Annotated in this window: 21 protein-coding genes; 12 read left to right on the top strand and 9 right to left on the bottom strand. The window is 51.9% G+C overall.

Going from position 1 to position 24,754, the window contains the following annotated elements; genetic code table 11:
* Nucleotides 1-76: 76 nt before the first annotated feature.
* The 4 genes from ACO0K8_RS09955 to ACO0K8_RS09940 all read left to right on the top strand — a co-directional run bounded on the left by ACO0K8_RS09955 (nt 77) and on the right by ACO0K8_RS09940 (nt 3,489).
* Entirely contained in the window at nt 77-574 is a 498-nt protein-coding gene (locus ACO0K8_RS09955) for an asparaginase domain-containing protein (RefSeq protein ID WP_422946489.1), read from the top strand.
* Between the two features lie 28 nt (nt 575-602).
* On the top strand, nt 603-1,100 hold the full coding sequence (locus tag ACO0K8_RS09950) for a hypothetical protein (protein ID WP_422946488.1): 498 nt from the start codon (nt 603-605) through the stop codon (nt 1,098-1,100).
* 14 nt (nt 1,101-1,114) lie between these two features.
* Nucleotides 1,115-2,005: a Dyp-type peroxidase gene (locus tag ACO0K8_RS09945; protein WP_422946487.1), complete on the top strand. Its 891-nt coding sequence runs from the start codon at nt 1,115-1,117 to the stop codon at nt 2,003-2,005.
* Nucleotides 2,006-2,196: 191 nt separating this feature from the next.
* Complete coding sequence (locus ACO0K8_RS09940; RefSeq protein WP_422946486.1) at nt 2,197-3,489, top strand: glycosyltransferase; 1,293 nt, start codon at nt 2,197-2,199, stop codon at nt 3,487-3,489.
* Here the strand turns inward: ACO0K8_RS09940 and ACO0K8_RS09935 are convergent, their stop codons facing one another.
* Both ACO0K8_RS09935 and ACO0K8_RS09930 read right to left on the bottom strand, forming a co-directional pair.
* Entirely contained in the window at nt 3,490-6,507 is a 3,018-nt protein-coding gene (locus ACO0K8_RS09935; RefSeq protein ID WP_422946485.1) for an EAL domain-containing protein, read from the bottom strand.
* 97 nt (nt 6,508-6,604) lie between these two features.
* Nucleotides 6,605-7,423 (bottom strand): substrate-binding periplasmic protein, encoded by an 819-nt coding sequence (locus ACO0K8_RS09930; RefSeq protein WP_422946484.1) that lies wholly within the window; start codon nt 7,421-7,423, stop codon nt 6,605-6,607.
* Nucleotides 7,424-7,677: 254 nt separating this feature from the next.
* On the opposite strand from ACO0K8_RS09930, the gene ACO0K8_RS09925 reads away from it, so the two are divergent.
* Nucleotides 7,678-7,992 (top strand): metal-sensitive transcriptional regulator, encoded by a 315-nt coding sequence (locus ACO0K8_RS09925; protein WP_422946483.1) that lies wholly within the window; start codon nt 7,678-7,680, stop codon nt 7,990-7,992.
* A gap of 48 nt (nt 7,993-8,040) precedes the next feature.
* Here the strand turns inward: ACO0K8_RS09925 and ACO0K8_RS09920 are convergent, their stop codons facing one another.
* Complete coding sequence (locus ACO0K8_RS09920) at nt 8,041-9,591, bottom strand: DUF4080 domain-containing protein (RefSeq protein ID WP_422946482.1); 1,551 nt, start codon at nt 9,589-9,591, stop codon at nt 8,041-8,043.
* Between the two features lie 135 nt (nt 9,592-9,726).
* Nucleotides 9,727-11,454, bottom strand: coding sequence for a methyl-accepting chemotaxis protein (locus ACO0K8_RS09915; protein ID WP_422946481.1), 1,728 nt, complete (start codon nt 11,452-11,454; stop codon nt 9,727-9,729).
* 479 nt (nt 11,455-11,933) lie between these two features.
* On the opposite strand from ACO0K8_RS09915, the gene ACO0K8_RS09910 reads away from it, so the two are divergent.
* Nucleotides 11,934-12,272: a hypothetical protein gene (locus tag ACO0K8_RS09910; RefSeq protein ID WP_422946480.1), complete on the top strand. Its 339-nt coding sequence runs from the start codon at nt 11,934-11,936 to the stop codon at nt 12,270-12,272.
* A 207-nt stretch (nt 12,273-12,479) separates the two neighbouring features.
* Here the strand turns inward: ACO0K8_RS09910 and pyrE are convergent, their stop codons facing one another.
* The 5 genes from pyrE to gatC all read right to left on the bottom strand — a co-directional run bounded on the left by pyrE (nt 12,480) and on the right by gatC (nt 17,129).
* Nucleotides 12,480-13,151 (bottom strand): orotate phosphoribosyltransferase, encoded by a 672-nt coding sequence (gene pyrE / locus ACO0K8_RS09905; protein WP_422946479.1) that lies wholly within the window; start codon nt 13,149-13,151, stop codon nt 12,480-12,482.
* A 44-nt stretch (nt 13,152-13,195) separates the two neighbouring features.
* Nucleotides 13,196-14,707, bottom strand: a complete 1,512-nt coding sequence (gene gatB, locus ACO0K8_RS09900) for an Asp-tRNA(Asn)/Glu-tRNA(Gln) amidotransferase subunit GatB (protein ID WP_422946635.1) — start codon at nt 14,705-14,707, stop codon at nt 13,196-13,198.
* A gap of 118 nt (nt 14,708-14,825) precedes the next feature.
* Nucleotides 14,826-15,344, bottom strand: a complete 519-nt coding sequence (locus tag ACO0K8_RS09895; protein WP_422946478.1) for a hypothetical protein — start codon at nt 15,342-15,344, stop codon at nt 14,826-14,828.
* A 17-nt stretch (nt 15,345-15,361) separates the two neighbouring features.
* Complete coding sequence (gatA, locus tag ACO0K8_RS09890) at nt 15,362-16,816, bottom strand: Asp-tRNA(Asn)/Glu-tRNA(Gln) amidotransferase subunit GatA (RefSeq protein WP_422946477.1); 1,455 nt, start codon at nt 16,814-16,816, stop codon at nt 15,362-15,364.
* A gap of 10 nt (nt 16,817-16,826) precedes the next feature.
* On the bottom strand, nt 16,827-17,129 hold the full coding sequence (gatC, locus tag ACO0K8_RS09885) for an Asp-tRNA(Asn)/Glu-tRNA(Gln) amidotransferase subunit GatC (protein ID WP_422946476.1): 303 nt from the start codon (nt 17,127-17,129) through the stop codon (nt 16,827-16,829).
* A 457-nt stretch (nt 17,130-17,586) separates the two neighbouring features.
* Between gatC and ACO0K8_RS09880 the strand changes: the two genes are divergently transcribed.
* The 6 genes from ACO0K8_RS09880 (at nt 17,587) to ACO0K8_RS09855 (ending at nt 24,735) form a co-directional block, all read left to right on the top strand.
* A complete protein-coding gene (locus ACO0K8_RS09880) occupies nt 17,587-18,630 on the top strand; it encodes a rod shape-determining protein (RefSeq protein ID WP_126127089.1) in 1,044 nt (347 codons plus the stop codon).
* 204 nt (nt 18,631-18,834) lie between these two features.
* A complete protein-coding gene (gene mreC, locus ACO0K8_RS09875) occupies nt 18,835-19,938 on the top strand; it encodes a rod shape-determining protein MreC (RefSeq protein ID WP_422946475.1) in 1,104 nt (367 codons plus the stop codon).
* Nucleotides 19,935-20,453 carry a rod shape-determining protein MreD gene (gene mreD / locus ACO0K8_RS09870; protein ID WP_422946474.1) on the top strand — a complete coding sequence of 173 codons (519 nt, stop codon included), beginning with the start codon at nt 19,935-19,937 and terminating at the stop codon, nt 20,451-20,453. Before mreC ends, mreD begins: the two co-directional genes overlap by 4 nt.
* A gap of 54 nt (nt 20,454-20,507) precedes the next feature.
* The gene (mrdA, locus tag ACO0K8_RS09865; RefSeq protein WP_422946473.1) at nt 20,508-22,490 is read left to right on the top strand and encodes a penicillin-binding protein 2; all 1,983 of its coding nucleotides are present in this window, start codon (nt 20,508-20,510) and stop codon (nt 22,488-22,490) included.
* Nucleotides 22,491-22,501: 11 nt separating this feature from the next.
* Complete coding sequence (rodA, locus tag ACO0K8_RS09860) at nt 22,502-23,608, top strand: rod shape-determining protein RodA (RefSeq protein WP_422946472.1); 1,107 nt, start codon at nt 22,502-22,504, stop codon at nt 23,606-23,608.
* On the top strand, nt 23,605-24,735 hold the full coding sequence (locus ACO0K8_RS09855) for a septal ring lytic transglycosylase RlpA family protein (RefSeq protein WP_422946471.1): 1,131 nt from the start codon (nt 23,605-23,607) through the stop codon (nt 24,733-24,735). Before rodA ends, ACO0K8_RS09855 begins: the two co-directional genes overlap by 4 nt.
* The last annotated feature ends 19 nt before the right edge of the window (nt 24,736-24,754 follow it).

The following is a 24,754-nucleotide window of genomic DNA, read 5'->3' as shown; positions in this document are numbered from 1 at the left end:
TACAGCTAGCCTTAGCAAAATCACACAATCGCGCTACAATAGTCTATCCCCAGTCCCTACTTCAGAGAGCTTTAACATGACTTTACGCATCATCGCTACCGGCGGCACTTTTGATAAACATTATGATGAAATCGCCGGACGCTTGGCGTTTGGTGATAGCCATTTGCCGGAAGTGCTCAAGCGCGCCCGTCTGACTATGCCGGTGGCGCTGGAGGCGGATCATCTGATGGATTCTCTGGACATGACAGATGAAGACAGACAGCGCATTTTGCAGTCTTGCCAGCAAGCGAGCGAGCAAGCCATCGTCATCATCCATGGCACCGATACCATGCGCGAAACCGCCGAAGTACTGGGTGCGGCAGACTTGAATAAATCCATTATTTTTACCGGTGCGATGATTCCTTACGAGATCGCCAATTCAGATGCGATGTTTAATCTGGGTTTTGCCTGCGGTGTCGCCAAGCTCTTACCAGCTGGCGTGTATGTGGCGATGAATGGCCAGGTGTTTACCTGGGATAATGTACAAAAAAATCGCGTGGCCGGCGTATTTGCGACTGTAGAGACGACCCTTTAAATTGATCTGCGGACTTGGAGGTAAGGCGATGAAACGGCTACTCTGTTCTCTATTATTTCTGCTGTGGGCGACGCTGGCGCAAGCGGCGCAGCCGCGTTTTGATCAGGTGGTATTTTTCCAGACTGAGCAGGCGATGTTGCAAAAAGAAGTAAAATTTGAAGAAGTCGCCCGCTTTTCGCGCAAGCTGCAATCGAATGTCTGGAATGCCCTTAAAAAAGCCAAGCTGCCAGTCGCTAACGGCTACCTCGTGCTCGCGGTCCGTTCCGATGGTCAGGTCGCTGCCTGGCTCGATATGGAGCCAGCCTTGCATGAGTATTACGAGAACGAGGTACTGCAAGCTGCCATGAAAACGCCGCCGTTTTTTGTCGCTGAGGGTAGCGTGGTGTTCGGCATTAAGATGGCAATCGATACGCCCAAACATACCAGTAAAGCCAAGCCCGATCCCAAAGAATGGCAAGTCGCACGTAAAAAACTTGGCAACACGGATGACGTCGAAGCCGTGGTGCAGGCCGCTTGGCCAGAATAATTTAGGAATTACCCATGCTCCCGTTTCAACCCGGTATTTTGCAGGCATTACCGCAACACGCCAGTTTTTTAACATTCACTCTGAAACCTGCTGCAGATCAGACCAGCGCGATCAGTGCCCTGAAGGCGCTCAGTGTCTTGGTCGACGGTGAGCGTGTGGTGCTAGCCTTAGGCTCAAGTTTGTTGCAATTGTTGGGTCAGCAGATCGCTGGCGTGCATGATTTTGCCGGTATCTCCGGCAGTCTGGTGCCCTTGCCAGCCACACCTGCCGCCTTGTGGTGCTGGTGTCGCGAGAGCGAGCGCGGCGAGCTGGCCCACCAGATCCGCCGCTTAATTCAGGCTGCCGCTGGCGCGTTTCAATTACAGCAGGCGGTCGATGCCTTTAAGTACGATAGCGGGCGCGACCTGTCGGGTTACGAAGACGGTACCGAAAATCCTGAGGCTGACGCGGCCTTGGCGGCTGCCTTGGTGCAAGGGCAGGGCGCAGGTTTGGATGGTGCTAGCTACGTCGCGGTGCAGAACTGGCTACATGATTTCGACAGGCTGGAGGCGCTGTCGGGCGCGCAGCAGGATGATCTGATTGGACGCCACAAAAGCGATAATGCAGAGTTCGATGAAGCACCAGCGTCGGCCCATGTGAAGCGTACCGCGCAAGAAAGTTTTTCGCCTGAGGCCTTCGTCTTGCGCCGTTCTATGCCCTGGTCTGCCCAAGACAAGGCGGGTTTTCATTTTGTCGCCTTCGCCACCTCGTTTTACGCTTTCGAGGCGCAGTTGCGGCGTATGTGTGGTGCCGAAGATGGCATCGTCGATGGTTTATTTAGTTTCACCAAACCGCTCAGCGGGGCTTACTTCTGGTGTCCGCCTATGTGTGAGGGACGTCCGGATTTGTCGAGGATAGGACTGTAGTTCGGGCTGTGGTTAGAATTGTAATTAGACCTAAATTTTTTATATACTAGGTAGGGGTATGATATAAAACATCAGTCTTTACGCAATAACTACCTGCGTATATAAAATATACTCCCACTATTTGGCTTATATGCTAATTTGAGTGGCAGGCGCTTACACTGCGCCGATTTCCCCTGTTTTTTAAGGTTGGCATGCAAAAAATTCTGATCATAGGTTACGTCTGGGCCGAGCCCGGTTCTTCGGCTGCCGGTAGCCGCATGATGGAATTACTCAGCCTGTTTCGGGCTCAAGGCTGGCAGGTGCTGTTTGCCAGTGCCGCCGCTTTGTCGGAGCACCGCGCCGATCTATCTGCCCTACAGATAGAAGAAAAAAGCATCGCTCTCAATTGCGATAGCTTCGATCAGTTTATCGCCGACTATCAGCCGGATTTGGTGCTGTTTGATCGTTTCTTTACCGAAGAGCAGTTTGGCTGGCGGGTAGAGCAAGCCTGGCCCAGCGCCTTGCGGGTGCTCGATACCAGCGACCTGCACAGCCTGCGGTACGCACGCCATGCGATGCTAAAACAAGCACAACAAGCCTGCGTCAACGAGAGCGAGCGGCAGCAAGTGGCTGCAGTGGACACGGATTTCGAGGCTGCCTATCAGGTGATGGCGGGCGACGATATGGCGCAGCGTGAGATCGCCGCTATCTATCGTTGCGATTTGACGCTGATGATATCGCCGGCCGAGATGGCGTTACTGCAGCAGCAGTTCGGTATCCCGGCATTGTTACTGCATCACTGCAACCTGATGCTATTGCGTAGCGACACGCAAGCGCCAAGTTTTGCGCAGCGTCAGCATTTTCTGAGCATAGGCAATTTCCGCCATGCGCCCAATTGGGATGCTGTGCTGTGGCTCAAACATGCGATCTGGCCGCGCATCCGTCAGCAGTTACCGCAGGCGCAATTACAGGTAGTGGGCGCCTATCCGCCTCCCAAGGCAACGGCTTTACACAGTCCTCAACAGGGTTTTCAGGTGCTCGGTTGGGTGCCCGATGCGCATGCGGTGATGTCGCAAGCGCGGGTCTGTCTGGCGCCGCTGCGTTTTGGTGCCGGCATCAAAGGCAAACTGGCTGATGCCATGGCCTGCGGCACCCCCAGCGTCACCACAAAAATTGGCAGTGAAGGTATGGACGGTGACTTGCCTTGGGGCGGGGCGGTGGCGCAAGATGTCGATACCATCGTGGCTGCCGCCGTGACGCTGTATCAGGATCAGTCCGCTTGGCAGCAGGCGCAGCAACAGGGGTATGCAATTTTGCGGGAGTGTTTTGATCGTCAGCGGTCAGCAGCGGATTTAGTGCAAGCTTTGCTACAGACAAAGCAGCAACAAGAAGAAAACCGCAGTCGCAATTTTACCGGTGCCATGCTGCGTCATCATTTGCATAAAAGCACCCACTATATGTCGCAATGGATAGCGGCAAAAAATGCCGTCTCGGGCAAGCTTTGATTAGCCCAGAGTTTTAATTTCGCTGGCCAAGTCTTTGCTGGGGCTGAGTATCGGCAAGGTTTTTTGCAATGCGATCAAGGCCTGGAAGGCTTCTGCCGGTATCGGTTTTGAGAATAAATAACCCTGGAAGGAATAGCAGTGGTTTTCTATCAAAAAACTGCGTTGCGCGGCCGTCTCCACTCCTTCAGCGATGACGTTGAGACCCAGGTTGATACCTAGTGCAATGATGGCGCGCACGATGGTGGCGTCGTTTTCATCGAGATTAATATCGCGCACAAATGATTGGTCTATCTTAAGCTGATTCAGCGGTAAACGTTGCAAGTAAGCGAGGGAAGAATAACCGGTACCAAAATCATCCATAGAAAAAGCGATCCCTAATTTTTTCAGTTGATGCATTTTTTCGGTGGTGGAATCGACATTGTCGAGGATGGTGCTCTCAGTTAATTCAATTTTTAAGCGACTGGCATCGATCTGATGTTTGTGGACGATATGGCTGATGGTGTCGACAAAGTCGGCTTGCTTAAACTGCTTGGCACTGACATTCACGGCCAGACTCAGATCTCTGGTATCAGCCTGAGCTTCCCATAGTTTGAGTTGGGCGCAGGCGGTATCCATGACCCACAGACCGATAGGCACGATCAGACCGGTTTCTTCTGCTAGTGGGATAAATTCTGCCGGCGAGATAAAGCCGCGATCCGGGTGTATCCAGCGCAAAAGCGCTTCGGCCCCGATTAAATGGCCGTCGGCGTTGACCTGCACTTGATAGTAGAGCTGGAACTGATCCAGCGCCAAGGCTACGCGCAGATTCGATTCCAGCATCATGCGTACCACCAGCACCGCTTGCATGGCCGGATCAAAGAAGCGTACTGCATTACGGCCCGAGGTTTTGGCTTCGTACATCGCGGTATCGGCGCGCTTAAACAGATCCTTGACCGTATTGTCAGCGCCCTGAAACAGGCATATCCCTACGCTGGCTGAGCCATGGTGTTCAAAGTCCATGATCTGGTAGGGCAAGCTGAGCATTTCGCGTATTTTTTCACCGACCTTATCGGCCTGAGCGATGGCTTCATCGCGTATTGCGCTCAATTCTTCCAGTACCACCACAAATTCATCACCACCCAAACGCGCCACCGTATCGCTATCGCGCACGCAGGTTTGCAGGCGGCTTGCCGCTTCGATCAGCAGCAGATCGCCGGCATCATGACCGCGCGTGTCATTCAAGGTTTTAAAGTTATCCAGATCCAGAAACAAGAGTGCGCTGTGACTGGTATTGCGTTGACTGACCGAGATCAGATGCTGCAATCTATCCATCAATAAGCGCCGGTTCGGCAATTGGGTGAGCGGATCGTAAAAAGCCAGATTGCGGATTTCTTCCTCATAGCCCTTATGCAGACTGATGTCGGTGAAGGATCCTATGTAATTGCTGACCTCGCCCTTGCTATCGGTGATCGCCGTCAGGGTAATCATCTGCGGATAAATTTCTCCATTTTTCCGCCTACTCCACAGCTCGCCTTGCCAGAATTGTTGCGCCAACAGGCTGGCATCGATGGCATCAAAAAAGGCCTGATCTTGATGCTTGGTATGTAGACGCTGCACCGCAATGCCTAACAACTCTCCAGCCGCATAACCAGTGATGCGGCAAAAGGCTTGATTCACTCTGAGCATTTTCCAATGGCCATCGGCGACAAAAATACCTTCTTGCGATTCAAACGTGGTGGCGGCGATGCGCAGGTCTTGCTCTGCTTGCTTGCGTTCGGTGATGTCGGTCAGAAAACAATGCCAAAGTATACTGCCGTTGCCTTCTGCTTCCGGCAAGCCGTCTATGTACAGCCAACGGACACTGCCGTCTTGACGCTGATAGCGAAACTCACTTTGCCAGGTCGAAAATTCTCGGGTGGCGTGCGCTAGCGCTGCTTTGCCACGTTCTTGATCGCTGCGGTCAATACGTTTAAGTAAGGGGCTGGCGTCTTCCTTTAACTGGGCTTGATCAAACTCCAGCATACTGAGTATGGCGTCGCTGGCGTAAGGGACGCTGGCGCTACGGTCGGCTTTCACCCGGTATAGCAGAACCAAACCCGGCAGGCGCGAAGCCACTTTGTTGATGCGTTCAAACGAATCTTGCAAGTCGCTGGTGGCGGCAAGACGTTCTGCTTGCAGAGCTGCGATCAGCAGCGAGGACACCGTCATGGTACAGGCATACAGCCACAGCAAAAATAAATTGCCTTGCATGTCAGGGGATGAAAACGGGCCTTGGCCCTGGTAACTAGCCCATCCCGCAATACAGATTGAGCTCAGTACAGTAAACGAGGCCCAGGTAATGGCAAAACGCAAAGCGGCCCAAATCATCACGGCCATGGCGACAAAGCTCAGGTGCATGGTATTTTGGGCGGAAAAAAAGATCAGCCAGTGCGCCACTACAAAGATCAGAATAAATGTCAGCATTTCTGCGCGACGCTCGGCTAATTTCCGTATGCCGGAGTAGCTGATCGTGAGTAATAAAGGACCGGCCAATAGCACGCCAACCGCGTCGCCGGCCCACCAGCTAAGCCAGACTAAATCTGGTCGTGCAATCAGACCCTCTAGCCACAGCACCAAGCTGCCGCTGCTGGCCGAAATACTCATGCCCATCACGGCTGCAAGACAGAACCAGATGACGTCTTGGCGACGGGCGAATTTCGATGAAAATCCCTTATTTTTTAGGAATAGATAACAGAAATAGGGGGCAAGCGTATTTCCTATCGCGATACTAGCGGCGGCGAATATTGGCAAACCGCTGGCTAGATTGACTAGCAAGGCGGCCAGATAGATGCCCACACCCATCTTGGGCCCCCATCGCACCAAAGCCGCTAGCGCTATTCCGCTGGGTAACCAGATCAGGCTGACATTGGGTTTTATATAGGGATGGGCCAGGGCGAAGTAGCCAGTGATGACATACCCTAGTAGCACCAATAGCGAGCGGTAGCTTAATCTAGCTAAGTGATATTTGCTTATTGAATTGGGGTTTTCCAGCTTGTGCATGAGATATTTTCTATGCCAGTTCAGCTGGCTAAAAAAAGCAATAAATTAGGTCTGGAAAATTTTTTAAAGCCACCCCAAAGAGTTGCAATCGTAGGGGCTATTTCTCACTATAACGTAACTCTCTAGCGATTTCAGGTCCCACATGACGCTTGAAAATTTGTTCCAGGCTACCATCTTCACGCATGGAGATGATCGCTTTTTCGATTAATTGGTATTGATCCTGATCGACCAAGGTGCGCGAAAGAATGAGCGAGGCCACCACTCTATCGTGTGGCGACCAGTCTTTGATTTGCACTTTACCCAGCAGATTTTCACGCTTGAGCAAGGGCTGCCAGCCAGTCGGCAAAGCCAGTACTGCATCTACTCTGCGGATGGCGAACAGGCGCATCACACTTTCAAAATCGGGCCCCTCATGCACCCGATTTTGCGCCCTTAGCTTACTGATCCATTCATCATACAGGTCGCCGTGCCGGAAACTCTTGACGATCGCAATTTGTAGTTTTGGGTCTGCCAAAAAACCTTCCATAGTCTGCGCTGATAGAGGCGCATCCTTATGCAGTAAGGCATAGTTTCTGGTGGCGAAATAGGGGATGAAACGTGCAGCTTTTTCACGCTCTGGAGTGGCTATGCCAGAGACCGACATTGCCAGCGTGCCGTTGTTGAGTTGGGTCCAGATACGGATGCGCGACTCTAGCACCGTATTGAAATGGCAGCCAGTGCGACGCGCTACTTCTTCTACCACATCCTTGTCGATACCGGCATAGCTGCCATCGGCATTGCGGTAATACAGTGCGCCGTTTTCGTAGTAAGCAAGTGGTATGGTGCCGCAAGCTGCACGCGACAGATCAGCGGCGCGACAATTGAGTGCCGGAGTAGTAAGGAGTATTCCAAAGAACATCAAGCTGAAAAATTTCATTCTTGGATCCCGAGTGGCGCAACGATGCAGCAAAATAGCAGAGCTTGAGCGTAGCTTACCTAGGTAATAAACTCAATAGTCGAAACGACAAGGGAGAGCGGTCTGCGCGCTGGCCGATTTAAAGATGCCACGCTTGAATCCCGGCTCGGCCCATGTAATAGCGTCTTGCAGGGCCCGCAATTTGTACTATACTCAGTACAGTATAAGATTTTTGATATACTTTACGCACACTCAATAAGACTAGGAGCCGCATCATGTCAGATACTCCCCCCCTCAAGATAGTTTCAGGGACAGCGCTCACAGAGCAGCAAAAAAAGGATTTGTTACATCGCCTGGCGCGTGTAGAAGGGCAATTGCGCGGCGTGCAAAAGTTGATCGCAAAAGCCACAGAGCCTGGCGATTGCGATGGTATCGCGCAGCAAATGTCGGCCGCACGTAAGGCGCTGGATCGCTCTTTCGTGACCTTGCTGACCAGCTCTATGGTGACGCATGCTGAAAAAGCGACTAGCGTGGAAGAGGCAGTCGCTAGCGCCAAACATCTGAGTACTTTTTTGGATAAATACGTTTAGCCAAATTCGGTCAAAATCGGCCAAAATCAGCCCGCGTTGTTCAACAGATTAAGCCGCCAGATGGCGGCTTTGTCTTTGCGGCGTGGCTTTTGCTGCGGCGGTTTTGGCGGCATTGCTGGCTTCTGCAAGCTTAGCGGCCAGGGCTTTTTCTGCGCCTTGCTTGTGCTTGGCGTCGCCCGCGTAATCGCTAGAGACGATAGCCAGCACTTGGGCTACGCTCATGCCGCGTTCTTCTTGTAGCCATTTGCTGACCAGATTGGCCAGCCGGTCTAGCGCGATTCTGTGGGTAGCGTCGGTCTTGGCATAAATCCAATCGGATAAGTCCATGAAGTTTTCGAACGGTCGTTCGCCCAAAATCGCTGGCAGCGTATGGGTAAAACGTCCTGAGTTGGCGACCAGATCCCAATAGCGCGCAAAACGTATCAGTCTTTGCATCGCGGCAAACGGCACGTCCTTGTTAGCCAGGATGGTGTAAGGCGGGTAGGGATCAAACACCAGGCCGTATTCTGCGGTGTGGCGGATGATAGGGGTGCCACGCAGGCGTTTCAGGATGCCAAATTGGATCTCGTGCGGTTGTAAGGCATACAGACGATTAAAACCGAGCGCGAAACTCTCTACCGTTTCGCCCGGCAAGCCGGCGATCAGATCGACATGTAAATGCGCTGTCGAATGTTCGCATAACCAGCGTATGTTGTCGGCCGCTTTATCATTGTTTTGCTTGCGGCTGATGCGGGCCTGCACTTCGGGATTAAAACTTTGTATGCCCAGCTCAAACTGCAGGCTACCGGCCGGGAATTTCTTGATGCCGTCTTTCAGCGCATCCGGCAAATGATCCGGCACCACTTCAAAGTGAGCAAACACAGGATCGTCGGGATTGGCTTCTAGTTTGTCGAGAAAAAACTGCATGATCTTTAAGCTGGTCTTGATGTTCAGATTAAAGGTGCGATCGACAAATTTAAACAGGCGCGCGCCACGTGCATGGAGCTTTTCCATCTCTAGTAAAAACGGATCAATCTCAAATGGCCACGCGGTTTTATCCAGCGCCGACAGGCAAAATTCGCATTTAAAAGGGCAACCGCGCGAGGCTTCTACGTACAGGGTGCGGTTTTTGATATCGTCATCGGTGTACAGACTGTAGGGTAAGACCAGGTCATCGAGCTTGGCTTGTACTCCGGCATGCACTTTCATTAAAGGCTGGGGGCCGTTCAGTATTTGCTTGCACAAATCAGGGAAGGTGATTTCGCCCCAACCGGTGACGACGTAGTCGGCCAGTTTGATGATCTCTTGATCGGCCGTCTCATGCGAGACTTCAGGGCCGCCCAGTATCACCACCACCTCCGGCGCAACCCGCTTGAGCAGGGCTACCAGTTTGCAGGTTTCTTCTACGTTCCAGATGTAGACGCCAAAACCTACGATCAGTTTTTCGCCCGGTTTCTGACATGCCAGCAGCTTTTCGAGTAAATCGGTGGTTTTGGCGCCAATCACAAATTCCTGCATCTGGGTCTGCGCCTGCAACGGGCCCATATTGGCAAGTAGGTAACGCAAACCCAGTGAGGCATGGGCGTAGCGGGCGTTCAGGGTGGTCAAAAGTATGGTCATGGCGCTGCGAGAAGATCAAATAGAGCGCCATTGTACGCTGGCACAGCGCAGGGCATGCGTTAGCACTGCGTTGATTAAAAAAACCGCCAGGTCCAGGACTGAGCGGCTTGTTTCAACGCGAATACCGGGCAAGGCTTAGAACTCTTCCCAATCATCGGTGGCCGCGGTGCTGGCGCTGGCCGCTTTACCACTCGTTTTGCTAGAGGTGCTGGCTTGCAAGGCGGGGCGTTTGGCGGCGGGTGCTGCTTTAGACGTTACGCGCGCGGCAGGCTTGGCAGATTTGCCGGGGGCTGGCAGTGCCGCCATGGTTTGATATTCGCCACCTAGTTTGAAGATTGCCACCACCTGTGTCAGATTGGCGGCCTGATTTTGCAGAGTGGCCGCCGCCGCCGCGGCTTGTTCGACCAGGGCGGCATTTTGTTGAGTCACGCTATCCATTTGGGTGATCGCCAGATTGATCTGATCGATGCCGCTGGTTTGTTCGTGGCTGGCGGAGCTGATCTCACTCATGACATCGGTCACGCGGCGTACGCTTTCTACGATCTCGTTCATGGTGGCACCGGCTTGGTCGACTAATTTGGTGCCTATCCCTACGTTTTCTACCGATTCATCGATCAGGGTTTTGATTTCTTTGGCCGCTGCTGCCGAGCGTTGCGCCAGATTGCGTACCTCGGAGGCGACCACCGCAAAGCCACGGCCCTGTTCGCCGGCGCGCGCCGCTTCTACTGCCGCATTCAAGGCCAGGATATTGGTCTGGAAAGCGATGCCGTCGATCACGCTGATAATGTCGGTGATTTTCTTGGCCGAAGTATTGATCGCGCCCATGGTTTCCACGACTTGCGCTACCACTGCGCCGCCCTTGCTGGCCACTTCCGAGGCGGTGGCCGCTAGTTGGTTGGCTTGTCGGGCGTTGTCGGCGTTTTGTTTGACGGTGCCAGTAATTTCTTCCATCGAGGCGGCAGTTTGTTCCAGGGAGCTGGCTTGTGCTTCGGTGCGCGAGGACAAATCCATATTGCCAGAGGCGATTTCGCTAGACGCGGTAGCGATGGAATCGGTGCTGGCCCTGACCTGGCTGCAGACTTGGTTCAGGCTGGCGTTCATTTCTTTCAGGGCCAGTAGTAATTGCCCGGTCTCGTCTTTGGAGTTGACATCGATTTGCCCGTCTAAATTACCGCCAGCGATGCTTTGTGCCACCGCTACTGCAGCCTGGATGGGACCCGTAATGCTGCGTGCCACCCACCAGGCAAAGCCCAGGCCTAAGAATAATGCGGCCAGACTTAAGACGATCAATTGCGTACGTCCAGACTTGTAAGTGGCTGCGCTGTTCAGGGCGGTTTCATCAAACTCTTTTTCTTGCGCTTCATTCAGGTCGCGCAGGCTTGATGCAAATGTATGTAGTTCCTTATAAGTGTCGCCATAAGCGAGCTTACTGGCTTCTTCGCGATTGCCATCTTTTAATAGCGCCGCCACTTTGCCAAATGAGGCGACATAGGCGTTGCGGGCTTGCTTGGCTTTAGCCAGCAGCGCTTTGTCATCTGGATGAATAAACATCGGTTCCAGTTTATCCAGAGCTTCATTAAAGGCAGCGGTATTAGCCAAAAGCCTCTCTTGTGACTTGGCGATTTCTGCCGGTTCGGTGGCCGCCACTGATTGGAATACCCGTGCGATACTGCCGCGCGTATTGTCGAGTGCTTTGTTGGCCAACTTAGACTGCACCCAGTCCACCTTGACCAGAGTATCGGTGTCGACATTGAGACTGGCCATTTTAATCACGCCCAAACTGGCGATGATAACTAGCAGTAGCAGCAGCAAGCCAAATCCCAGGCCAAGACGCTGACCAATTTTTAAATTCTTGATGTTCATGTATTCCTCATCTGCTAGTAAGAATGACGTGGTGGGACGTATTTACTGAGAAACTACTGATGATGCGAATTCAATTGCAGGGGTGCGAAAAAAATGGCCTTGCCGGACTGGGCTTAAGCGTGCTTTGTATTATTGAGAATATCCGCTTAGTGTGTGTGGTTTTAATACGATGATAGGATAAGCCAATAGTTTTTGCTAGCAATTAAATCGGAATTGACAGGCGTTTTCTCAGGTAATTGAGAAAATTTCATTATGGTAATTTTTTACGCGTTTTTGCTCCAAAAAAATGCAGGCTAGGTCGCTCATTGCCAGAACTTTCTCTTGTCTAAATTTCCTTTTATCCTGCATTTTCGCAGTTTTGTATGTCGCTATCCTCCGTTTGTCGCATCTGCATGGCAGTACTTGCAGCGCTTGTCTACAGTGATGACATCGCCCCATCATCCATTTGCGCCTCACAGCGCCTCATCAGGAGAAGCAGCATGAAAACCGCGTTAAGTTCGAGTAGAAATCAGAGTAACAGCAATAACGGTAAATTAGGCGTCGTCAGCGCAATCTTAGTTGCCTTGTTGGGCGTGGCGGTTGGCGCGCACATGGCTATCGCCAGTTCGAACGAAAAAATTCCTACTGTGCATATCAGCGCCAAGCGCATGACGGTCGATGAAAAAATCGCCTACGATACCGCCGGGCAAATTATCCCTACGGTGGTGCTGACAGCGACGCGCTTAAGCACTGAACAAAAACTTGCGATGGATACCGCTAGACCTGGCACTCGTCCGGGTTTGCTGCGACAACTCGCTAAAGGTCGCCAGCATGGTTGATCTGTTTCTGCAATTACTGGGTAGGAGTATGAGTAAAAATAGCACCGTTTGCGCATATCTGGTACGCGCATGTAAAAATACTCCCTTATTTTCTACAAATAAGAGAGTATTTTAAGAGCCTTGATCAAAGCGTTTTCAGGCCCACGCTAGAAAGCATTTTGATCTGGGTTTTACCACAATTTTGCCGCAATTTTGCCGCAAGTAAGGCTAGCTGAGGCTGATGCCGTAACGCTGGCGATACGCCGCCACCGCTGTCTTATGCGCGCTCAGTTCGGTGTCGGCACCTGCGGCAGACAGATAGTCGAACAAGTCGTTCAGATTGCCGATAGAAACTACCGGCATGGCATAGGTGGTGCTAATTTCTTGCACCGCCGAGTTGGCCGACAACGCATCGTCTTTACCTGATTTTTCCATACGGTCGAGCGCGATCAAGACTGCGCAAGGTGTGGCGCCGGCAGCGCGTATCATGTCCACCGATTCGCGCACCGAAGTACCGGCTGAGATCACGTCGTCAATGATGACAACCTTGCCCTGCAATTTAGCGCCGACGATGGTGCCGCCTTCGCCATGGTCTTTGGCTTCTTTGCGGTTATATGCAAACGGCACATTACGGCCTTTGGCGGCCAGCGCCACAGCGGTGGCAGAGGCTAAGGTGATGCCTTTGTAGGCCGGACCGAATAACATGTCGAACTCGACGCCGGAATCGATCAGGGTTTGGGCGTAAAAGTCGGCCAGCTTGCCCAGATTAGCGCCGTCGCTAAACAAGCCAGCGTTAAAGAAGTAGGGCGAGTTGCGGCCGGCCTTGGTGACGAAGTCGCCAAAACGAATGACGCCAGCCTCGACCGAAAATTGTATGAATTCTTGTCGTAGATTTTTCAAAATATGCTCACAGATCTAAGTTATTTTTTTGGTGAGGTGGCGTATCAGCCAGCCAGTTTTTTCTTCAATAATTCATTCACTTGTGCCGGATTGCCCTTACCCTTGGTGGCTTTCATGGCTTGACCTACCAGCGAATTAAAGGCTTTCTCTTTACCGGCGCGGTACTCATCGACCGATTGCTGGTTGGCAGCCATGACTTTATCAATGATTTTTTCCAAAGCACCAACGTCAGAGATTTGCTTGAGACCTTTGCTATCGATGACCTGGTCAGCCAGATTGGCGTCAAACGATGGCGCGGCCCACATGGCGGCAAACACTTCTTTGGCGATCTTGTTGGAAATCGTGCCGTCGGCAATGCGTTGCAATAGCACGGCCAATTGGGCGGCGCTGACTGGGATCGCGCTGATCTCTATGCCTTCGCGGTTGAGGGTCGATGCCACATCGCCCATCAACCAGTTCGCCACTTGCTTGGCTTGCGCGGCTTTATCCCCATCAGGGCTGGCCTTGATGGCGGCCTCAAAGTATTCTGCGGTGGCTTTCGATTGCGTGACGATCATGGCGTCGTAATCGGAAATGCCGAATTGGGTGATGAAGCGCTGACGCATGGCGGCTGGCAGTTCTGGCATGCTGGCGCGCACGCGCTCTACCCAGTCGGCAGCTATACGCAAAGGCGGTAAATCGGGATCCGGGAAGTAGCGATAATCCATCGCGTCTTCTTTGCTACGCATGGTGCGGGTTTCTTTGCGATCCGGGTCGTACAGACGGGTTTCCTGCACTACGGTGCCGCCGTCTTCGATCAGCTCGATCTGACGCCGCACTTCGATGTTGATGGCTTCTTCCAGGAAGCGGAACGAGTTCAGATTCTTGATCTCGCAGCGGGTGCCGAATTCTTTTTGTCCGACCGGACGCACCGAGACGTTGGCATCGCAACGGAACGAGCCTTCCTGCATATTGCCATCGCAAATATCGAGCCAGACTACCAGCGCATGCAGCGCTTTGGCGTAGGCCACCGCTTCGGCGGCGCTGCGCATGACCGGTTCGGTGACGATTTCTAGCAGGGGTGTGCCTGCGCGATTCAGATCGATGCCGGTCATGCCTTGATAGTCTTCATGCAGCGATTTGCCGGCATCTTCTTCCAGATGGGCACGCGTCAGTTCTATCACCTTGACTTCGGATTTGCCATCTTTTTCAACTACGCAAGTGACGAAGCCGCCTTGCACTACCGGGATTTCAAACTGGCTGATCTGATAGCCTTTAGGCGAATCTGGATAAAAATAATTTTTACGCGCGAAGATCGATTCTGGCGCGATGGTGGCGCCGACGGCCAGACCAAATTGTATGGCTTTCTCGACCGCGCCCTTGTTCATCACCGGCAAGACACCAGGCAAGGCCAGATCGACCGGACTGGTTTGCGTATTCGGTGCTGCACCGAACTGGGTGGACGAACCGCTAAAAATTTTAGAGTGAGTCTTGAGTTGCGCATGTGTCTCAAAACCGATCACGACTTCCCATTGCATAATTTTTCCTTTTAATCTGGTACGGCAAACGTGCTCAATACCGGTGTTTATTTCATTTTTTATTGCTCTACGCAATATCCATGCGGGTTTTCAGCCATTTTCGCTCTGCGAGGCGCATGGATGCTGCGCAAGGCATTTCAATATTCTATGCAACTTACTACTCATCATAGTGACAGACGCCGGTCTGCAGATTCACCGTCAATGCGCTAAAGTTATTGCGTGATCCGCATAAAGTCGGGCAGCTTGGTTTGATACGCAATTGTTCGCCATCGCGCTCTAGCCGTATGCTGCATTGGCTGCCACGTTCGGTATCATAGCCGCGCCGCTGCCTTGCCGCCACCGCATCTTTAAGGCTAATGCGCCAGCCTTTTTCTGTCACTTCGGCTAGCGGCTCATCACTACTGTCGATACTGCATTCATGCCCATGACTGCTTCTGAACAAGCTAGATTCCCATTGCAAGGCCAGGATCTGCGCGCCCTTTATCTGGATCTGCGCCTGATCGGCATAGATCAGACGTTCGCCTTCGCCATCTTCTTGTCGCGTTTGGCTGCAAGAGAATTTCGCTTCCAGATCAGTCAAGGTCTGCGCTTGCACCTTGCCGTTAAACTGGCCCAAGAGCAGAGACAAGAGCAGAGACAAGAGCAGAGCCGATCCGGATAGTAACAGGCGTTTCATCGCTTATTCAGGCTAACTCAGACTGGTGATTTTTGATGCCAATCCGTCGCCAGCTGATACTGATGGGCGATATTGAGCAGCTTGGCTTCCTCAAAATAATTGCCTATCAATTGCAAGCCTACCGGACGCTGCGCGTTCTTTTCACCTTGGCCGAAACCGCAAGGGATAGACATACCAGGCAAGCCCGCCAGACTGGTCGATAGTGTGAAAATATCGGCCAGATAGTTGGCAACCGGATCGTCCGCTTTGTCGCCCAAATCCCAGGCCACGGTCGGTGCCACTGGCCCCATGATGACATCGCATTGCTGGAACGCAGCTTGGAAATCTTGCGCGATCAGACGGCGAATTTTTTGCGCTTGCAAATAATAGGCATCGTAGTAACCGTGCGACAGCACATACGAACCCACCAGGATGCGACGCTTTACCTCTTCACCAAAACCTTCGGCGCGGGTCTTCTTGTACATGTCGCTCAGGTCTTTGTAGTCGGCCGCCCTGTGTCCATAACGGACGCCGTCAAAACGACTTAGATTGGACGACGCTTCGGCTGGTGCAATCACGTAATACACGGGGATAGACAATTCTGTCTTAGGCAGAGAAATATCAACCAGAATGGCACCGAGTTTTTCGTATTCAGTCAAGGCTGCACGCACGGCTTGCTCGACATCAGGCGCTAAACCAGGACCAAAAAATTCACGCGGCACACCGATGCGCAGACCTTTGACATCTTTGTTCAGATCGCGATTGAAGTCTTCTGGTGCGCGTTCCAGACTGGTGGAATCTTTAGGATCAAAACGGATCATGGCGTTCAGTAGCATGCCGCAATCTTCCGCCGTTTGTGCAATCGGGCCGCCTTGATCAAGCGAGGAGGCAAACGCGATCATGCCGTAACGCGACACGCTGCCATACGTCGGTTTGATGCCGGTCACGCCACAAAAGGCGGCTGGTTGACGGATAGAGCCGCCGGTATCCGTGCCGGTCACGGCAGGGCTTAGGCGCGCCGCAATCGCTGCGGCCGATCCGCCAGACGAGCCGCCCGGTATCGCGCGCAGATCCCAGGGATTTTTTACCGCGCCGAAATACGAATTTTCATTGCTAGAACCCATCGCGAATTCATCGCAATTGAGCTTGCCTAGCGTGACCATGCCGGCTGTTTTGAAATGCTCAACGACGGTGGCGTCAAACGGACTAACATAATTTTCCAGCATGCGTGAGCCGGCTGTAGCACGCCAGTCGCGCGTTACAAAGATATCTTTGTGCGCGATCGGGATGCCGGTCAGGGCACCAGCGTCGCCGCTGGCCAGACGTTGATCCGCCGCGGCCGCTTGTTGCAGCGTTAATCCAGCTTCAACATGGGTGAAGGCGTTGAGTGAACTGGCGCCGATACGTGTCAGATAATGTTGTGCCAACTCGGTGGCCGACAATTGTTTGCTCTGCAATAAAACGGAGAGTTGTTTGAGGGTGTGCTTATGCATGTCTGAACTCTTATTCTATGACTTGGGGAACTAGATACAGGCCGTCCTGGGTAGCCGGCGCGACTTCAAGATAGGCCTCGCGCTGATTGATTTCGGTGACCACGTCGTCACGCAGGCGCAGGCAAAGTTCAGGCATCAGGGCCGCTATCGGATGGCTGAGAGGCGCAATTCCTGTGGTATCGACCGCTTTTAGCTGCTCAACCAGAGAGAAAATCCCATTCAGTTTTGCCAAGGTATCGCTGGCTTGGGTTTCTGAGAGTTCAAGTTGCGCCAGATTGGCGATGCGTTTCACATCTGATAGATCTAGTGACATGGTTATTAACGCGCAAACGCGTGCAAAAAAAATGGTGAATAGAAAGCAAGTCTAGCGAGCGCAATGCCACAAATAGAAAAGGCCAGTGTGGCGTCCGAAAATGGCAAAGAAAGCTGATTTAAACCAAGATGCTAGATTGCCTATTAATCCCAAGATTATAAGGTAGAATATAGGGTTAATGCCTTGAATATTAAGGCTTAAGCAAATACGCTAGCGAGATTTTATTAATTTCCAGGGTTTGTGCTACTCGGTCGTATTACGGTGCTGTCGTTTAATTGTAGTTAAAAACATTCTTTTCCATTTAAATTGCACTTAATTTTTCTGGTGATGTCTTTATTATGATAGCTCTGCTGTACCGGGTCACGCTATTTCTGAGAGCCTCGCTGGATGTTGAGCGGCACTACTTTTCGCGCTGTTTTCGGCGCATGACCACTACACAGAATACACAGGATTTTACATGTTCGGTTTTTTTCGCAGCTACTTCTCAAACGACCTCGCCATCGATCTTGGCACGGCAAATACTCTGATTTACTTACGTGGCCAAGGCATTGTTCTCGATGAACCTTCGGTAGTCGCGATCCGCCAAGAAGGCGGCCCTAACGGTAAAAAAACTATCCAAGCGGTAGGTAAGGAAGCCAAACAAATGCTGGGCAAGGTTCCCGGTAATATAGAGGCGATCCGCCCTATGAAAGACGGCGTGATTGCCGACTTTACCGTCACCGAGCAAATGCTCAAGCAATTTATCCGCATGGTGCATGACACGAAGTTTTTCAAGCCTTCGCCACGCATCATCATTTGCGTACCTTGCGGCTCGACTCAGGTAGAGCGCCGTGCGATCCGCGAATCGGCCTTGGGGGCCGGTGCGTCTCAGGTGTATCTGATCGAAGAGCCGATGGCAGCAGCGATCGGTGCCGGTTTGCCAGTGTCAGAAGCGACCGGTTCCATGGTGGTTGATATCGGTGGTGGTACGACCGAAGTCGGCATCATCTCCCTGGGCGGTATGGTCTACAAGGGTTCGGTACGCGTCGGTGGCGATAAGTTTGATGAAGCGATCGTCAACTACATCCGTCGCAACTACGGCATGCTGATCGGTGAGCAAACTGCAGAAGCGATCAAAAAAGGCATAGGTTCGGCCTTCCCTGGTTCTGAAGTGCGCGAGATGGAAGTCAAGGGTCGCAATTTATCCGAAGGTATTCCACGTTCTTTCACTATCTCCAGCAATGAGATCCTAGAAGCCCTGACCGACCCTTTGAATAATATCGTCTCTGCTGTGAAAAACGCGTTGGAACAGACTCCGCCAGAACTCGGTGCCGATATCGCCGAAAAAGGCATGATGCTGACTGGCGGCGGCGCCTTGTTGCGCGATCTGGATCGCTTGTTGATGGAAGAAACCGGTTTGCCGGTGATCGTCGCCGAAGATCCTTTGACTTGCGTGGTGCGCGGTTCTGGCATGGCTTTGGAGCGCATGGATAAATTAGGCTCGATTTTCTCCTACGAATAATCGCTACCTCTTAAAATCCAAGTAGCGGGCGCATAGCTTCGTCGGGTTGGCAAAATGCGATCCTCGCAATACTCATGTATTGCTGTGTTTTGCGCCTTGCTCTGCATCCCGCTACTTGAATTTTTAGAGGCAGCTTAGTAGATGTGATTCAATTTAATTCATTATTGACCTGGCTGTTATCCGCTACGATTTTGGCATAAACCTATGCAATACAGTCCTCCACCACTTTTCAAGCAAGGCGCGTCGGCTCGTGCCAAAGTGGTGTTTTTTGCGATATTTTCTATCTTCCTGCTGGTGGTCGATTCCCGTTTAAAGTCTCTGGAGCGGGTGCGTCTGGTGGTTGGCACCATTTTGTATCCGGTGCAAATGGTGGCGGTAGTGCCGCGCGATGTCTTGATGGGTGCGGCGAACTACTTCGTCTCGACTTCTAGTCTGGAAAAAGAAAATGCCACATTAAAGCGTCAGCAAATGACGAATGCCGATGTGTTACAGCAGACCACACAGTTGGCGCTGGAAAACGCACATTTGCGACAATTGCTTGATGCTCGCGATCGTTTGGCCGTGAAGTCGATTTTAGGTGAAATTATCTACGATGCACGCGATCCTTTCACCCGTAAGGTGATCCTTGATAAGGGCTTGCAGCACGGCGTCGCCTTAAGTCAGCCTGTGATTGACAATCTGGGCGTGGTCGGGCAAGTGACGCGGGTTTTCCCTTTGACGGCCGAAGTCACTTTATTGACCGATAAAAATCAGGCAATCCCGGTACAGATAGCGCGCAACGGCATCCGCAGCGTGGTCAGTGGTCGCGGCCAATCGAGCTATCTCGATATGCGCATGACCACCAATGCCGACGTACAAAATGGCGACATGCTAGTGACCTCAGGCATCGACGGCGTGTATCCCGCTGGTTTGGCGGTAGCCAAGGTGGTGAAAGTAGAAAACAAGGCATCGACCACGTTTGAGAATGTACTTTGCAGCCCAGCTGCTGGCATAGACAGACATCGACAATTATTGATACTGCTGGTCGAGACAAATCAATTACCGCCACCTGATACCGAAGAGGTGAAGGCGAAAAAAGAAAAAATCAATCGCAAAGTAACTCGCGATGCGATCAAAGAAGTACCTAAGACTAACGATGCTGGTGTTGAGCCTAGAGTGCCTGCACCAGTCCCAGCCGCTGCTACCGCGTCTGTGGCGACTACCGCCGCAACACCTACAATAGCGAAAGCATTAGAAATCAAGCCAGTCGTGCCAGCCTCGAGTAGCGCGTCCGCTGCCAAAGAAGCCAGCAAGGTTTTACCCAAATGAACAGCCCTCATTACATCTTGCTGCCGGTCAGCTCTTTATTTATTACTGTCAGTCTGATCTGCGCATTTTTTCTCAATTTTCTGCCAACCGGAGCTTGGGTAGGCATGCCTGATTTTGTCGCGTTGGCACTGGTGTTCTGGAGCATACATCAGCCGCGCAAGGTCGGTATCGGCGTTGCTTTTGTGATGGGCTTATTGATGGACGTGCATTCTGCCGTGCATCTGGGTGAAAATGCTCTGGCCTATACTTTGCTGTCGTATCTGGCGATTACTATTCATAGGCGCGTGCTGTGGTTTAAACCGCTGGCGCAATCGTTTTATGTGCTACCCCTGTTCATGTTTGTGCAAGCTGTGCAGTTAATCGTGCGACTGATTGTGGCACCAGCGGCGCAATTTCCAGGCTGGTTGTATTTTGCGGCGAGCATCGTGACGACACTGTTGTGGCCAGTAGTTACCTGGGTCTTGCTGGCACCGCAGCGTCGTGCTGTCGATAAAGACAATACGCGTCCGATTTAATGCCATATCTAATGCCATATCCAATGCTGCGCCCAAGTTGAGCAGACTTTCCCCATGACAGAACTTAAGAACGCTGAACGCGAGATTTATCTCTTTAAAACACGTCTGATTGTCATCGGTGTGTTTGCTTTCATTTGTTTCTCTTTATTGATCACGCGTTTCGTCTGGCTGCAAATTATTAAGCATGATGTGTATTCATTGCAAGCCGATGAAAACCGTATTTCTATCGTACCGGTAGTGCCGAATCGTGGCTTGATCATGGATAGAAACGGTGTGGTTCTGGCACGCAATTTTTCCGCCTACACCTTAGAGATTACTCCTTCTAAAATCAAACAAGATCTGGATGTGTTAATCGATGAATTGTCTGCACTGGTGGATATACAACCTAAACATCGCAAGCGCTTTCGTAAGTTGATAGAAGAGTCGAAAAGCTTCGAAAGTCTGCCGATACGCACCCGTCTAACTGATGAAGAAGTGGCGCGTTTTACGGCGCAGCGTTTTCGATTCCCCGGGGTAGATATTCAGGCCAGGTTGTTTCGCCAGTATCCGCTGGGCGACGTGGCCTCGCATGTGGTTGGTTACATCGGCCGTATCAGTCAGAAAGATGCAGAGCTGATAGAAGATATGGAAGACGGCTCCAATTACAATGGCACCGACTATATAGGCAAAGAAGGGCTGGAGAAAAGTTACGAGGGTATCTTGCACGGCACTACTGGTTTTGAAGAGGTCGAGGTTTCGGCCGGCGGACGTGCGGTGCGCACGCTGTCACGCAGTGCGCCTAGTTCGGGAAAAAATCTGATCTTGTCGATCGACATAGAACTGCAAAAAGTCATAGAAGAAGCCTTTGGCGACAGACGAGGCGCACTGGTGGCAATTGAACCTGTCACCGGCGATGTGCTGGCTTTTGTGTCGAAACCTACCTACGATCCGAATCTGTTTGTCGAGGGCATCGATCAGCAAAGCTGGAATGAATTAAACACCTCAGAAGACCGGCCGCTGTTAAACCGGCCATTGACTGGTGCCTATCCGCCTGGTTCTACGTATAAACCCTTTATGGCGCTGGCAGCGCTGGAACTTGGCAAACGCACCGCTAGCCAGACCATCGCCGATCAGGGCTTCTTCATGTTTGGCGGGCACCGCTTCAATGATGATATTAAAGGCGGTCACGGCATGGTCGATATGTATAAATCCATCGTCCAGTCTTGCGATCCGTATTACTACATGCTCGCCAATGATCTGGGTGTCGACGCCATACATAATTTCATGAAGCCTTTTGGTTTTGGTCAGATTACGGGGATAGATCTGGAACACGAACGCAAAGGCGTGTTGCCATCTACCGCCTGGAAACGCAGTGTGTATCGCAAGGCGGCACAACAAAAATGGTATGCCGGTGAAACGATTTCTCTTGGTATTGGCCAGGGTTACAACACTTTTACCCCCCTGCAAATGGCGCATGCGGTAGCCACTCTGGCCAATAACGGGGTGGTGATGAAGCCGCATTTAGTCAAGATGACAGAAGACCCGACCTCACGTGAAAAGACGTTGACGGTACCCAAGGAAAGTTATCGCATCCCGTTGAAGCAGGAAAATATCGATATCATCAAGCACGCCATGGTGGGAGTCACTAAAGAGGGGACCGGTAAAGGTGCCTTTGCCAATGCCGAATACGAATCCGGTGGTAAGACCGGTACTGCACAGTTATTTAGCGTCAAGAAGAACGAAAAATACGATGCCAAGAAACTGGCAAAAAATCTGCATGACCATTCTTGGTACACCGCTTTTGCACCCGCCGACAAGCCGCGTATCGCCATCGCCATCATCGTAGAAAATGGCGGTTTTGGTTCTACCGGTGCCGCCCCTATCGTCAGAAAGGCTTTGGATTACTATTTGCTGGGCAAGCGCCCGCGGGAAAAAGATACAACCCCGACGGTGAAGAGTGATGCGCTGGCAACCCGTGCCGAGTCTGAAGCGCAGGCCGATGCTGAATCTGAGGGCGGCCCGAAACCGGGCGGCGAAACTCAGGGCAATAAGGAGTGAAGGAGTGAGAAATGCAAAACAAGGGTATTAACTGGCAGCGGGTCCGTTCGCATATCATGGTGTTTGACGCACCTTTGGCGATACTGATTTTTTTGATTATCTGTACCGGTATCGTCACCTTGTATTCCGCAGGTATCAATTTTCCGGGGCGGGTCGAAGACCAGTTACGCAATATTCTGATCTCGTTTGTGGTGATGTGGGTGGTGGCGAATATTCCGCCTCAAACCCTGATGCGCTTTGCTATCCCTATCTACACTTTTGGAATTGCTTTATTAATTGCGGTGGCCATGTTTGGCATGGTTAAAAAAGGCGCGCGGCGCTGGATCAATGTCGGCGTCACGATACAACCATCAGAAATGATGAAGATTGCGACGCCCTTGATGCTCGCCTGGTATTTTCAAAAACGCGCCGCCGCTTTGCGTTGGAATGACTTTATTATCGCCGCCGTGATCTTGCTGATACCGGTCGCCTTGATCGCCAAACAACCAGATCTGGGGACTGCTTTATTGGTGGTGGCCGCCGGTTTTTCTGTGATTTTCCTGGCAGGCTTATCCTGGCGCGTCTTGCTCACTTTAGTACTCCTTGTCGCTGCCAGCATACCGATCGCCTGGCCCATGTTGCATGGCTATCAGCGTGATAGGGTGATGACGATGTTGGACCCGAGTACCGATCCTTTGGGGAAGGGCTTCCACATCATACAATCGCAAATTGCAGTCGGCTCCGGTGGCTTTAGCGGCAAAGGTTGGCTCAAGGGCACACAGGCGCATCTGGAATTTATTCCTGAGCACACTACCGATTTTATCTTTGCCGTTTTTTCGGAAGAATTTGGTTTTATCGGCAATTGCGTTCTGGTGGCACTGTACTTTTTGCTGGTGGTGCGCGGCCTGATGATCGCGGCCAATGCGCCGACCTTGTTTGCGCGTCTGATGGCCGGCGCTGTTACCATGATTTTTTTCACCTATGCGTTTGTGAATATGGGGATGGTCAGCGGTATAGTGCCGGTAGTAGGGGTGCCGCTACCCTTCATGAGTTATGGCGGCACTGCTTTGGTGACGCTGGGGATGGGAGCAGGAATCTTGATGAGTGTGCAACGTAATCGTAAATTGGTTCAGACATGATGCCCTATCTGCGCCTCGTTTATGCTAGTCCGATGTTGTTGGCTTTGCTCTTGTCGGCATGCGGTAGCGCCCCGAAAACTACGACGGATAGTGCGAAACCCAGCACTACCTCAGCCAGTTCCAAACCATCCAGCACGCATCAGCCGGTACTGCCGAAGGCCAATTCCGGGCGCGGTGCCTATTATAAGGATGATGGGCCTGGTGATGTCACTCCTCCCGATCTGGAATCCACCGTCGATCCTATTCCGGTAGTCGAGGCTTACTCGCGTTCAGGGAACAAGGCCTATGTGGTTTTTGGTAAAACCTATACACCCTTAACCGACATCAGCACCCCATTTAAGCAACGTGGCATCGCCAGTTGGTATGGCAAAAAATTCCACGGTCAAAAAACTTCATCGGGCGAACTGTACGATATGTACAAGATCACCGCTGCCCATCCTACTTTGCCTATACCTTCGTATGCGCGGGTCACCAATCTCGATAATGGCAAACAAATTATCGTACGCGTCAATGATAGAGGCCCATTTCATTCCAGCCGCATCATCGATCTGTCGTATACCGCGGCGCTGAAATTGGGCTATCTTGGCAAGGGCAGCAGTCAGCTAGAGGTTGAACGATTATTGCCTGACGATATAGAAAAAATGGCGGAAAACCGCAAGAACCAGCCGGCTGCCGTTGCCGCGAATCTCAGTCCGACTCCGCTCCTGAATCAGACTCTGACCCCAATGCCTGTTTCCTCACTCGCCACTGCAGCTAAGGCTACGCCTATTGCGCTGGTTAGCCCTGCAATTACGACAGTCGTCACTCCTGTTAAGTCAGATAGCATTTCTATGGACGAGCTTCTGGCAAGTTCAGAACACAAAGCACCTGAGAAGATGGACAATGCGGCGTCGATTCCTAGTTTCTATATTCAATTAGGTGCCTATGCAATACGTGCCAACGCCGAAGTCACGATGGAACGTTTGAAGGCGAAGGTGGCCAGCCGTCTGCCAGATTTTGATATTGTTCAGCAGGGCAGTTTATATCGCCTGATCAGCGGACCGTTCAGCACGCGCGCAGAGGCAACGATGGCGATCGCACAAAATAGCGATCTAGGCATCAGCAAACCGGTGGTGGTGCAGCGCTAGCCTTATTTAAAGGCATAGG

Origin of the sequence: Undibacterium sp. Ren11W (genome assembly GCF_049340485.1) — a bacterium.
Taxonomy (GTDB): Bacteria; Pseudomonadota; Gammaproteobacteria; order Burkholderiales; family Burkholderiaceae_D; genus Undibacterium.
This window is presented reverse-complemented; position numbering and strand designations above follow the sequence as displayed.